The 12,634-nt window shown below is 68.0% G+C and carries 9 protein-coding genes (1 of these 9 cut by a window edge); 2 read left to right on the top strand and 7 right to left on the bottom strand.

The window, feature by feature from the left end:
• Positions 1-149 carry the end of a benzoate/H(+) symporter BenE family transporter gene (locus AC1POX_RS21125; protein ID WP_218503275.1) on the top strand. 1,033 nt of this gene lie to the left of the window's left edge, so only the last 149 of its 1,182 coding nucleotides appear in the window; its start codon lies beyond the left edge, outside the window; the stop codon is at positions 147-149.
• A 74-nt stretch (positions 150-223) separates the two neighbouring features.
• On the opposite strand, the gene bphP is transcribed toward AC1POX_RS21125, so the two are convergent.
• From bphP to AC1POX_RS21155, 6 genes are all read right to left on the bottom strand, one after another.
• On the bottom strand, positions 224-2,128 hold the full coding sequence (gene bphP / locus AC1POX_RS21130; protein WP_127166353.1) for a bacteriophytochrome BphP: 1,905 nt from the start codon (positions 2,126-2,128) through the stop codon (positions 224-226).
• Positions 2,125-2,718 (bottom strand): biliverdin-producing heme oxygenase, encoded by a 594-nt coding sequence (locus AC1POX_RS21135; RefSeq protein WP_008573226.1) that lies wholly within the window; start codon positions 2,716-2,718, stop codon positions 2,125-2,127. The genes bphP and AC1POX_RS21135 overlap by 4 nt, the downstream gene beginning before the upstream one ends.
• A 99-nt stretch (positions 2,719-2,817) precedes the next feature.
• A complete protein-coding gene (locus AC1POX_RS21140; protein WP_372356571.1) occupies positions 2,818-4,083 on the bottom strand; it encodes a TCR/Tet family MFS transporter in 1,266 nt (421 codons plus the stop codon).
• Between the two features lie 451 nt (positions 4,084-4,534).
• Positions 4,535-6,697, bottom strand: a complete 2,163-nt coding sequence (locus AC1POX_RS21145; protein ID WP_372356572.1) for a lytic murein transglycosylase — start codon at positions 6,695-6,697, stop codon at positions 4,535-4,537.
• Between the two features lie 175 nt (positions 6,698-6,872).
• Positions 6,873-7,079, bottom strand: a complete 207-nt coding sequence (locus tag AC1POX_RS21150; RefSeq protein ID WP_031425161.1) for a hypothetical protein — start codon at positions 7,077-7,079, stop codon at positions 6,873-6,875.
• A gap of 184 nt (positions 7,080-7,263) precedes the next feature.
• On the bottom strand, positions 7,264-7,650 hold the full coding sequence (locus AC1POX_RS21155) for a YchJ family protein (RefSeq protein ID WP_008571430.1): 387 nt from the start codon (positions 7,648-7,650) through the stop codon (positions 7,264-7,266).
• A 70-nt stretch (positions 7,651-7,720) separates the two neighbouring features.
• On the opposite strand from AC1POX_RS21155, the gene AC1POX_RS21160 reads away from it, so the two are divergent.
• Positions 7,721-8,557 carry a sulfite exporter TauE/SafE family protein gene (locus AC1POX_RS21160; RefSeq protein WP_218559799.1) on the top strand — a complete coding sequence of 279 codons (837 nt, stop codon included), beginning with the start codon at positions 7,721-7,723 and terminating at the stop codon, positions 8,555-8,557.
• A 47-nt stretch (positions 8,558-8,604) separates the two neighbouring features.
• Here the strand turns inward: AC1POX_RS21160 and AC1POX_RS21165 are convergent, their stop codons facing one another.
• On the bottom strand, positions 8,605-12,633 hold the full coding sequence (locus AC1POX_RS21165) for an SbcC/MukB-like Walker B domain-containing protein (protein ID WP_372356573.1): 4,029 nt from the start codon (positions 12,631-12,633) through the stop codon (positions 8,605-8,607).
• Position 12,634: the final 1 nt, after the last annotated feature.

Consider the following 12,634-nt stretch of genomic DNA (forward strand, 5'->3'; position numbering starts at 1 on the left):
TGCGCGAGGACAGCGAACGCGAAGCGGCGTTGATCACCTTTCTGGTCACCGCCTCCGGGCTGACGCTGGGCGGGATCGGCGCGGCGTTCTGGGGCCTGGTGGCCGGAACGATCACATTGCTGGCATTGCGGACGAAGCCAGCGCCTTAGTACGCGTGCCCGCTGATGGAGCACCAAGTGCGGCAGACGCATGCGCTGGCCGCCTGCCGGTGATCGCAGCGCTCTTACTCCGGGTCGCGCAACTGCAGCAGCCAGTGCGCGGTGACGCTGCTGGGGCTGGGCAAGGGTTCGAGATGGAACTGGCGATACACCGGTGCGCCATCGCGGGTGCGCAGCGGCAAGGTGACATAGGCGGCGCGACCCAGGCGTAGCGCCTCTTCGAACAGTTCGACCTTGCCACGTGCGGCATCGTCGGCCAGCAAGGCGAGGATGTCGCAACCGATCAACTCGGCCACTTCGGTCTGGCTGAGTTCGGCGAACGCCGGGTTGACGAACATCAGCCGGTGCGCGGCGCCCTTGGCACCGCGTTCGATGATGGCCACCCCGTCGCGCAGCCGCGACAGCGAGGCTTCGAGCAGGGTGAAATCCTGCTGGAAGCGCTTGCGTTCCATCAGTTCGATCAGCACGCGCAGGCTGCGCGCCGATTCCAGATGCAGCGGCGACCAGCGCCGTGCGCGGCCGCGCACGGTCTGCTGCCACAGATCGAAACTCTTGCGTGGCGACAGCCGCGAATTGGGGATGTCCTGCAGCTTGGCCAGCTGCGGGTTGCCGGCCCATTTGACCTGCTGCACCTGCTCGCGGCGGGTCCACAACAGGGCGCTGCGCGATTGCGGCATCAGCGGCACGAAGATGAAGCCGGCGGCCAGCGGAGCGAGGTCGGCCAGCTCGGGGAACACCTCGCCGATGGCGTCCACATGCAGGGCACCGACCGCATCCTCGCGCAGGGCGTCGTGATGCTCGGATTCGATGTGGTCGCGGATGCGGCGCAACGCCTCTGCATCCGGCACGCTGCCATGACGGCTGATTTCGTTGCCGTGGAAGATTGCCACGCCATCGGCGTCGACCACGTCCATCAGGTCCGGGGCCATGTCGGCGAGCATGTCCACGGTCAGGTGCTCGGCGTCGTTGAAGTCGGTGATCAGCTTTTCGCGGATGGTGAGCAGCACCGACTCCAGCCGCGCCCGCCCCACCGCCTGCAGCGCGCCGATGCGCCCGGCCAGCGCGCGGGTCACCGCATCGGTGGCATCGCGCATGGCATGGCTGGTGAAGTGCGGGCTGTAGTGGTGACAGGAAATCAGCCCCCAGAGCGCATCGTTGACCACGATCGAGGACACCAGGGTGGCGCTGACGCCCATGTTGGCCAGGTATTCCAAGTGCACCGGCGAGACGCTGCGCAGGCTGACATCGCTCAGATCCACCGGGGTGCCCAGGCGCGGATGCAAGGTGGGCTGGATCGGCGACGGCTGGTACCGCACATCGGCGATCTGGCGCACGCGGTTGCGCAGGTACAGCGCGCGTGCCTGCGCCGGGATGTCGCTGGCCGGGTAATGCAGGCCCAGATAGGCTTCCAGTTCGGGCTGGCGCGCTTCGGCGATGACGTCGCCATTCCACTCTTCGTCGAAGCGATAGACCATCACCCGGTCGAAGCCGATCATGCTGCGCAGGCCCTTGGCCGCGCGCACCGCCGCTTCGTCGATGCCGGCATCGCGCTCGATGCTGCGCAACAGCGGCAGCGCTTCGCGCAGGGTGACATCCATCAGGCGCGCGTCGCGCGGCTCGATTTCGATCAGCCATTGCTCCGGATACAGATGCCAGGCGGCCACCCAGGGATGATCGGTCGGCGCGCTGCGCTGCGGGAAGCGCACATCGGCGTGCAGCAGGTGCTGCGGTTGATCGTCTACTGCGAATGGCTGCGCATCGGGCAGTTCCAGCACCTGGGTGTACGGCATGCCCAGCAGGGCATCCATCGGCACGCCGAGCAGATCGGCGGCGGTGCTGCTGGCCTGCACGATGCGGCCATCGGCCGGTTCGATCACCAGCAACACGCCGTAAGGCTGGATCAGGCCGGGAATATGGATCGGTTCCCGCGCGCAGACATCCATATCCAGAGGTTCGGTGGACTGATTCACGGCTGTGGCTCCGCTGCGAGGCAGGTATGGAAGTGGGCGAACATGGCCTGCGCGCCGTCGATGGCGGCGTCGCGTGCGGATGGGGTGGCCAGGCGTCGGTCCAGCGCTGCCTGGAAGCGGCGCCAGCCGGCCGGGTCGTCGTCGGCCATCTCGAAATAGCGCAGGGCGCCGGCCAGCGCGGGCTGCTGCTTGCGCACGCTGCGTGCGATCACCCGTCCACCGAGCTGCGAGCCTTCGATGACGTACAACATGCCCCAGCGCGCGGCATCGTCGGCAGTGGCGGGCAGTGCGGCCGGCAGATCCGGTTGCTGGCCGAGCGCGCGCAGGTCATCGCGCAGTGCCGGCACCCGACGGCGGTAATGCCAGCCGTTGCCGACCAGGGTGGCCAGCCAGTTGCCGAGTTGCGCTTCGAAGCCGCTCAGCAAGGCATGGTGGCGGCGCAGGATCTGCACATAGGCGGCCGAATCGACCCGCCCCTGCGCTAACGCCTGCATCAGCGGCACTGCTTCGACCAGGCGATGGGCATCCTGGGTGGCGTGGCGCAGTGCGAGCGCAGCCGATGGCGGAACTGCCAGGACGTCGGAAACCATAGGAGCTCAAAGCGGTGCCGCGGCACGAAGGACACCAGCCTAGCAGTGCCTGCGCAAATCAGAAAAAGCAGACGCGAGCGCAAGCTGAATAGGTTGGCTTCACGGCTGCGCCGCGGGGCTGGTGCCGGCGCCGCGCGCAGCCCGTTTCCAGGCCATGCCCCAGCCTGCGGCCAGCAGCACAGCGGCCAGCAACCACGGCGCGCCCGGCAGATGCAGCGGTGCAACGCTGCCGATGAACCAGGCGAAGACATTGGCGAACAACAATGGACCGGCGATACCGGCCAGGCTGACCAGGCCGGTGAGCGCGCCCTGCACGCGACCTTGCGCGTCGGCGCCGACCTCACGGGTGATCAGGGCCTGCGCGGACGGTGCGGCGATGGCCCACAACGCACTGATCGGCACACCGATCAGGAAGGCAGTGCCGCTGTCGGCCAGCCCATAGATGATGAAGCCGATCACCCCGCAGCCCAGCCCCAGCAGCAACGCGCGGCGTTCGCCGAGCCGGCGCACCAGGCGGCCGACCAGCAACGCATTGACGATGATGCTGCAGACACCGACCCCAGCCAGCACCCAGCTCACTTCGCGCGGGCCCCAATGGTATTGGTAGCCGGCGAACAGCACGAAAATGCTGGGATACACGTAATGCGCCAGGTTGGCCAGGAACACCACCGACGCCAGGCCGAACACCTGCGGGTAGCGGCGCAGCAGCTTGAGCGCGCCCAGCGGATTGGCGTGCGACCAGTCCAGCCGCGCGGTACGGCGTTCGGCGGGCAGCGATTCGGGCAGCACGAACCAGCCATACAGCACGTTCAACAGGGCCAGCCCGGCGGCAAACCAGAACGGCCAGCGCAACCCGATGCTGCCCAGCCAACCGCCGATCAACGGGCCGGCGACAAAGCCGATGCCGAAGGCGGCACCGAGCATGCCGAATGCGCCGGCGCGTTTGTCCGGTGGGGTGACATCGGCGATGTAGGCATTGGCGGTGGAGAAGCTGGCCGAGCACACGCCGGAGATGACCCGCGCCAGCAGCAGCATCGGCAGGCTGTGGGCAATGGCCATCAGGATGAAGTCCAGGCCCAGGCCCAGGCACGAGAGCAAGATCACCGGGCGGCGACCGAACCGATCGGAGAGCGCGCCCTGCAACGGCGAGCAGACGAACTGGATGGCAGCGAACAGGAAACCGAACCAGCCGATCCAGCCGGCGGCCACCACGTAGTCGCCGCCGGTGAAGTGGCGCACCAGATCCGGAAGTACCGGAATGATCACCCCGAAGGACAGCACGTCGATCAGGACGGTGATGAAGATGAAGATCAGCGCGGCGCGGCGGCGCCCGGGGACGGGAGCGGAATCGGGAGAGAGGGACATCGCGCGGCGCAGTTGGGCGAAGCGGCGAGTGTAGCGGTGGATTGAATGGTGGGGTTGGGGTGGGCTGTCGTCTGATGCGCCCGAGGTCCCCCTCTACTGAAAGCCCCTCTCCTGCGGGAGAGGGGTTGGGGTGGGGGTACGGGGCGAAGCGACATGTGCGCTCGGCCTCCACCAGGCTTCGCGCCTACCCTCATCCGCCCTTCGGGCACCTTCTCCCGATGGGAGAAGGGAAAGCCTGTACGTCCTGTGCAAGACCCGCGGTGAGGGTACGGCGAAGCATTCGTGTCGTTCCAACTGCGCTAGGCTTCGTTCGTACCCTCATCCGCCCCCTCGGGCACCTTCTCCCCCATAGAGCAGGGCAATGTTCCGGTGGAAGAAGCGAGTCGTTGCTGCTGCTTTCGTATTCTGAAAACAGCGTGGGCTTTGCCCGATCGGGAGGCGATTGTTGCGCTTACTCGACGCTGATGGTCTGGGTCAGGGTGTGGCTGGCGCCGGGAGCGAGTTCGATCACGTCCGGGCCGGCGTTGGCCGCTTCCAGGCAGACGTAGTCGCGCCAGCCCTCGCCCACGTCGGCCATCTGCCTGCCGGCCTCTTCGCCCGGGTTCCAGGCCACCAGCGAGCGGCTGCCTTCGGTGGCGATGACGACGCGGCGGCCGAGCACCGGGTCGGTAAGCGTGTAGCGGCCGCCGGCATTGGTGTAGATGCGGTCGCTGCGGCCGGGGTCGCGTGGGTCGCGCAGGCTCCAGGCGCCTTGCTGGCGGTGAACGGTGGCGTAGTTCTCGTACTTATCGAGATAGTCCAGGCCGTCCAGGCCCTGCACGCTGACCTTGAGCGCGTCGCCGACACGGAAATAGTTGTGCAGCGCCTGGGTGAAACGCACCGGGGCGGCGCTGGTGTTTTCGGTGATCAGGCGTTGCTCCAGCGTGCGGCCGATGCGCAGGGTCATGCGCAGGCGCAGCGCCAGGTCGTCGAAACGCGGCGGGGTGAGCGTGAGCACCACGGTGCCGTCGTCTTCACGGCGGCTTTCAGTGAGTTGCCAGGCCACCGTGCGCACGAAGCCGTGGGCGGGGACGTCGCCGGTCTGGTCCTGGCGGCCGAAATACGGCCAGCACACCGGCGCGCCGCCGCGGATCGGGGTAGGCGGCTGCTTGGCACTGGGCGAGAGCCACATCACGTCCTGTCCGCCCTTGGGCACGAACGAGAGCAATTGACCGCCGAACAGGCTGATGGCGGCGGTGGAGAACGGGGTGTCGATCAGCAGCGACGGAAACCCGTGGAAATCGCCTGTGGTCAGGCCGGTGGTGTCGGACATGGGAGATGCCTTGTGGACGCTGGGGGATTGGGCGAAGGCCGGGTATGCGGCCGGCAGCTTGAACGCGGTGGCGCGCATGGCGGCGGCGCCGGTAACTGGCGGGGCGGCGCGCAGCGCGGTGAGGATGCGTTGGCCGGGGCGGCCGTCGGCCGGTTGCAGGCCCAGGCGGGTCTGCTCGACCTGGATGGCGCGGCGGGTGGCGCTGCCGACCATGCCGTCGGCCTCGCCGATCTGGTAGCCACGGGCGAGCAGCAACTGCTGCAGTTCGCGCCGTTCGGGCCGGCCCAGGCCCGGATCGTCGGTGGGCCAGGCCGCGATCAGGCCGGGGCCGCCACGCAGGCGATCGGCGAGCAGGGCGATGGACAGCGCGTAACTTTCGGCGGCGTTGTAGGCGTAGATCGCGTCGTAGTTGCCAAACACCAGGAACGCCGGGCCGCTGGCACCGGCCGGCAACAGCAAGGCGGCCGGCGTTTCTGCCGGCAGTCCGGCCGGTGCCAGCGGTGTGCCGTCGGTGCCGAGCAGGCCGGCGCGTTGCCAGGCCTGCAGCGGTTGGCGGCGGGTGCGCCCGGCCTTGCTGGCGTCGAAGCCCCGCGGCAGGGTGACTTCCATGCCCCACGGACGGGCGCGTTCCCAGCCGGCCTTGACCAGGTAGTTGGCGGTGGAGGCCAGTGCATCGGGAATGCTGGTCACCAGATCGCGGCGGCCGTCGCCGTCGCCATCCACGGCGATGCGGGCGTAGGTCGAAGGCATGAACTGGGTTTGCCCGAACGCACCGGCCCAGGAGCCGGTGAGTCCTTCCGCCGACAGATCGCCTTGCTGCAGCAGGCTGAGCAAGGCGAGGAATTCGCCGCGAAAGAACGGCTGGCGGCGGCCCGCGCACGACAGCGTGGCCAGCGACACCAGCAGCGGGCGCTTGCCGGTGACGCGGCCGTAATCGCTCTCCACGCCCCACACCGCCACGATGGTGGCCGGGTCCACGCCGGTCTGTTCGGACAGGCGGCTGAGCAGCTCGCGGTGGGTAACCAGCATGGCCTGGCCGTCGCTGACACGCTGGCTGTCGACCAGGCTGGCCAGGTAATCCCAGATGGGCGTGGTGAATTCGGGCTGCGCATCCAGCAGCGGCAGCACGCTGGGATCGGGCGCCAGCCCGGCGGTGAAGCGCTGAAAGCTGGCAGCGTCCACGCCCTTGGCAGCGGCCTGGGGCTGCAGGCCATCCAGGCAGCGGTCGAAGGCCGGATCGGCAGAGGCTGCCAGCGGCAGCAGTCCCAACACGAACGGCAATGCACGCCGGGCCAGCGTCATGGCGCGATGGCCGGCGGGTGGACAGACGTCATGCGGTGAGGTGCTCCTGCGCGGCAAGTCGAGCCGCCGAGCATAGCCAACCTGGAGGTCACAAGCGTGCCGAGGGCGATACGTGAGGCGTCCCTGGGTGGGGCCGGCGGCTCGGTGCGAGCGAGAGGCCGCCGGCCCGACAGGCTCAGCTGCCGTCGCCGGTGATCCCGGTCAGCATCGACAGGGCCGGCGCGGATGGGGCGTTGTCGGTCACTCGGCGGGGGCGGGCATGGCGCGGCGCATCGTGGCGCGGGCCGAAGCGAATCAGTGCGGTCGCCACGCACGCCGGCAGCACGATCGCGAACACGACCGCCGCCAGAAGCACCCACTGCCAGAGATTGAAGGTTGCCATGATCCAAGTCCCCCCGCGGCGGAGTTCGCCTGCGCGGCAAGCTTCGGCGATCGGCTGCGAACGCGGCGTCGACAAATGGCGGGCGTAAAGACCGTTCGTCGGGCTGGACCGGCCTGGCGGGCGGTGCATCGAGGGCGCAGTTGGCTGGCGACGTCGGGTTGGAGTGGGACGGTCGGCGTGGGACTCAGCGCGCGTCGAGGTAGTACCAGTGACCTGCCTCGCGCACGAAACGGCTGTGTTCGGTCATGCGGACTGCGCTGCCGCCACCGATGCGATAGCGCGCCAGGAAGACCACCTCGGCCGTCTCGGGGCCGGTCTCGAGGGTGCGCTGCACGCTCAGGCCAAGCCAGGTGGTGCGCCCGCCTTCGTCCAGCGACAGCGCGGCCGGGCGCGTGGACGGATGCCAGCTGGCCAGCAGGTACGCAGCATCGCGGCGCACGTAGGCGCTGTAGCGGGCGCGCATCAACGTCTCGGCGTCGGGCGCGGCGGCACCGGCGTGATACGGGCCGCAACAACGTGCGTAATCGGCCGGGCGGCCGCAGGGACAGGGGTCGGTGGGTGCGGTCGGCATGCGGGGATTGTGCGGGATGGGATTGGGGATTGGGGATTGCATTGCGAAGCGGGACGCGGGAGCGGCGGCTATGCTGTCGCCCCCCGTTGCGCGGAGCGTGGTCTTGCTGGAACTGATTCCCACCGAATTGCCGTGGCTGCTGTGCATTGCGTTCGTGGCCGGGTTGGTGGATGCGGCGGTCGGCGGCGGCGGATTGATCCAGCTGCCGGGCCTGTTTGCCACGCTGCCGCAGCAGGCGCCGTCGCTGATTCTGGGCACCAACAAGTTCAGTGCGATGTTCGGCACCGCTGCGTCGGCGTGGCGATACGCGCGCACGGTGCGCTTTCCGTGGCGGCCGGTGCTGTATGCCACCGCGGCAGCGTTTACGTTCTCGTTCCTGGGCGCGACCGCCGTCAGCCTGATGCCCAGGCAGGCGGTGCGGCCGCTGATTTTGCTGCTGCTGATTGCGATGCTGATCTACACGCTGATCAAGAAGGACTTCGGCGCGCTGCATCGGCCACGTCAGATCGGCCGGCGCGAACTGGCCACCGCGTTGGCGATGGGCGCGGCGATCGGCTTCTACGATGGGTTCTTCGGCCCCGGTACGGGCAGCTTCCTGATCTTCCTGTTCATTCGCTTTTTCGGGCTGGATTTCCTGCGCGCCTCGGCGGCGGCGAAGGTGGTCAACCTGGCCACCAACCTTGCGGCGTTGTCGTTCTTCTTGCCCAGCGGACAGGTGATGCTGGCGATCGGCCTGCCGATGGCGGCGGCGAACGTGGCTGGCGCGGTGGCCGGCACACGGATGGCGTTACGTGGCGGCACGCCATTGATCCGCAAATTGTTCCTGGTGCTGGTGATCGTGCTGATCGGCAAGATGGGCTGGGATCTGCTGCACTCATCACTGGCACCCGCTGCCAACGCAGCGTAGTCGAACCGGCGACGCCACGTGCAGGTGGCGTCGCCCGTGGATTGTCTTCAGCGCTTGCCGCGCGCCTGCGGGGCGTTCGCCTTAGCGGCACGCTTTTTGGCCGGCGACGGTTTCGCTGCCGCACGTGATGAAGATGTCTTGCCGGCACCACGCGCTGGCTGACCAGTCGATGCAGCTGTTGCACGTGGCTTGGCTGCGGCAGTGTTTTTCACTGGCGCAGATGCAGCGGCGACCTTCCTGGATGTGGCGTTGGATGCGTTTGCGGCCGCAATCGGCTTGCCCGGCGTGTTTGAAGACGGAGTGGTCTTGCCCACGTTGGACCTGGCTCCTGAAGACACCGCCGACACGCCCGCCGTGCGTTTGCCGGATGCCGGCGTGTTGGCCACAGCTGGCGTGCGCAAAGTCGGTTTCTTGGTCTGCGTTGCGCGAGGCGGTGCCGCAGCACGCGTGGAAGATGCAGTCCTGGCGTTCTTGGCGGTCTTGTTCTGCTTGTTCGCGGTCGCGACGGCCGGCTTGCGCTGACTAGTCTGCGTTTCCGGCGCCGCGGACGAGGTCTCCCCCGCCGCAGGCGATGCCGTGCGCATCGGCACGCCGTCGGCTGCCATGCCATCTGCGCTGGCAGCGCCCTGCACGACTGCAGGCTCGCTCAACGCCGCGATCGACGGCGCTGCGCCAGCAGCATCGGCAGCTGCCGGCTCATCGCCACGCGAGCGCTCCGGCAGCTTCAATCGCTGTGCCTGCTCGTCGTATTCGATCAGCAACACGCCGGAGTTATGGCGGCCGCTGATTTCGACAAAGCATGCGCCGCCGATGAAGGGCTCCAAGGTCATCACCGACTTCAACGGCGTGGCCACCACCATCTGGAAGCCGAAGTTCTCGAAGATGTTCATCGCCAGCGCGGTGAATTCGTTGTCGGCCTTGTCGAAGGCTTCGTCCAGCACCACCGCGCAGTAGCGCGGCAGTTCGCCGTCTTCGCCGCCAAGCTGGTAGCGCAGCGCGGCCGCCAGGCAGGTGGTTGCCAGTTTCTGGCGCTGACCGCCGGACTTACCGGCGCCGCTGCGGTAGATCTCCACCTGCGCGCGCGTCTGCGCGTCCAGTTCCACACCGATGAACTCCACATGCAGGCGCACATCCAGCACCTGTTCGCGCCAGCGGCGTGCCTCCGGTTCCTGCGCGCCCAGGCGCGCCACCAGCGCACGCAAGGTGGAAAACTGCGCTTCGGCCAGGGCGCGGTCTTCGGTCTGTTGATGCGACAGCACCGCGCGCAACTGCTGCTGGAATTCCTGCACCTCGGCCAGGCGACGGTCGCCGACCTCGATGGTCAGCACGGTGTCGCGATTGAACGGCACCTGCTCCAGGCTGGCGTTGACCTCGTCCATGCGCTGCTTGATGCCCTTGTGGGCTTCGGCGGTGTAACGCTGCAAGGCCAGCAGGTTGTTCTTGCTCTGGGTCTGCAACAGGTCGAAGAAACGATGCTCGTGACGCGGCAGGCCATCGCTTTCCAGCCGGTCCAGACGCGCGAGGAAATCGTCGGCGCTGGCAAGGCTCACGGTGAAATCGCCGCTGTCTTCGGGCCACTGCTGGCAATACTTGCGGAAGCATTCCAGCAACTGCGCGCTGAGCCGGCTGTCGCGGCCCTGGCTGTCGGCCAACTGCTCGGCCAGGCCACGTTCGACCACGCGGAAATGCGCTTCCAGATTGTCCAGCGACAGCGGCGTCAATGCGGCAAGCCGTTCCCGCAAGCCCTGCAACTGGGTGGGCGTGAGCGTGGCGGAACCGGCGCGGCCCGCGCAGGCCGCATGCTGCTGTTCGAGCCGCATGCGTTCGCGCGCCAGTTGCGCGCGCTCCAGCCGCACATCTTCATAGGTGCGCTTGGCCTGGTCGCGCAGGGTCCGTGCGGTGTCGATGGCCTGCCCGAGCGCGCGCAGGCCGCTGTTGCCTTCGCGCAGCTGCACCAACTGTTCGTCGATATCGCTCAGGCGCTGCAGCTTGGGGCCGACATCGATCTCGTCCCAGTCGCGCTCCACCAAGGTGTGCGCAGCGAGTTGGCGTTCCTGGTCCTGCTCACGCTGCTTGCGCAGCGCTGCCACATCGGCATCGCAGCTGGCGATGCGCTGGGCCAGCGCCTGCGCTTCGCGCTCGAACACCTTGAGCTTGTCGCGGTTGTCGTGACCGAGCAGCCAACGCTTGCGATCGTTGACCGCGTGGCGGTCGTCCTTCTCATAGCGATCGCCGGGATGCTTGACCTGGCCCTCGCGGGTGATCGCGCGGTCGGCGTTGCGCAAGGCTGCGGCGTTGTCCACGCACGCGTAGTCGAAGCGACGGGTCAGCTCGTTGCGCAGCCATTCGGTAAAGGCGTGCTCGCGCAGCTGCAGCTTGCCCGGCAGCGCGCCGGGATCGACCCGCCGCGAATGCAGCTCGTCGTTGCGGCGCACACGGAAGTACACCAGGCGCGTGCCGATGTGGGTGCGGTTGACCCATTCGCTGACCTGCGCGTAATGCCGCTCGTCCACCAGCAGCGATTGCGCAAAGCCGTGCAGCACCCGCTCGATCGCACCGCGCCAGGCCGTCTGGTCCTCGCGCACCTGCACCAGCTCGCCAACGAACGGCAGCGCGGCCTCGGCAATGCCGGTGTCTTCGCACAAGCGCGCGCGCAGGGCCTGCATCGGTGCGGGCATGCTCGATGGCGCGCGCTTCAGCGCCTCCAGTTCGGCACGGATTTCGGCAAACCGGCGCTCGTCGTCGCGCCGCGCGCCCATGCGTTCGGCGATGGCCTCATCCAGCGCGCTGGCGTCATGCTTGCCGTTATCCAGCACGGTCTGCGCATGCGCGATCTGCGCGGCAAAGCCACTGGCGCCGGCCGCCAGGGCGGTGCCGAGCTGGCGGCAGGCCTGTTCGATCTGTGCACGGCGGCGCAGGCGTTCGTCGCGCTCGCGCTCGACGCGTGCGCGTTCGCGTTCCAGTTCCTCGATCTGCTCGCCACCGGCGGCGCGCTGTTCGCGCTCCAGGCCGGCCAGTTTTTGTTCGTGGTTATCCAGCGATTCGCGGCGCTGGCCTTCTTCGCCGGCCAGTCCACGGTCCTGGTTGTCGAGCTCCTGCAGCCGCTCCTCCAGCAAGGCCAGCCGCTGCTGCTCGCGGTAGCTGTCCACGCCCAGCTGCAGCTCGCGCAACTCGCCGACGCTGTGGCGCAGCGCCATCAGCGCCGCGTGGTGCTCGCGCGCAGGGGTCAGGGTTTCCACCTGGCGCCGGGCGGTGACCACCGCATGGTGCGCGCCATCGAGCTCGGCAAAATCTTCCACCAGCCGGTCGGCCGCTTCGAAGGTACGCGGCTCGTCCAGCATGAAGCCGCGCAGAAACGCATTGAGATCGCCCAGGTTCTTGGCCGACTGGGTCTTGTGCAACAGCCGCAGCGCCATCTCGTTGCCGATGCCCAGCGCATGCCGGAAACGTTCGGCGTAGCCGGCGAAGCCGTCAAAATGCGCAACGTCCTCACCCAATCGCGCCTTGAGCTTGCGCAGGTCAAGATCGAAGCCATCCAGCTCGGTCGCCACGTCGAAACGGCGTGGCGCGACCATGTAGTGACGCCGTACATCGGCCGCCGCGTTACCGCTGCCGGCGATCCAGAACAAGCGGATCAGGCTCACCGCCTCGCCGTGCGCATTTGCGTATTCCAGCACCAGCGCGGTCCAGGTGGCGCCCTTGCGCAGGTATTGGGTGGCGATTTCGCCGGACGCGCTGTCCTGCTGATCGGCCCACGCACCGCGCACATACGACACCAGACTCCGATCGCGCCCACTGCGCTCGGCTTCGCGCGCGGCGGCGTTGAAGTCGACGATGCTCGGCGGCGTCAGCAGTGCCGACATCGCATCCAGCAAGGTGGACTTGCCCGAGCCCGAACGCCCGACAAACAGGAAGCCCTTCTCCGCGATCGGCACTTCGGTCAGCCCGTTGAAGGTGCCCCAGTTGTGCACCTGCAAGCGCCGCATGCGGAACTGCTGCGCACGTTGCTCGGCGAGCGTCTCGGCAAACAAGGAGGCACCTGGTTGCGCTGGCGACAGATTGGACTGGGAATTCATA

This window comes from Xanthomonas sp. NCPPB 3442, assembly GCF_056725145.1.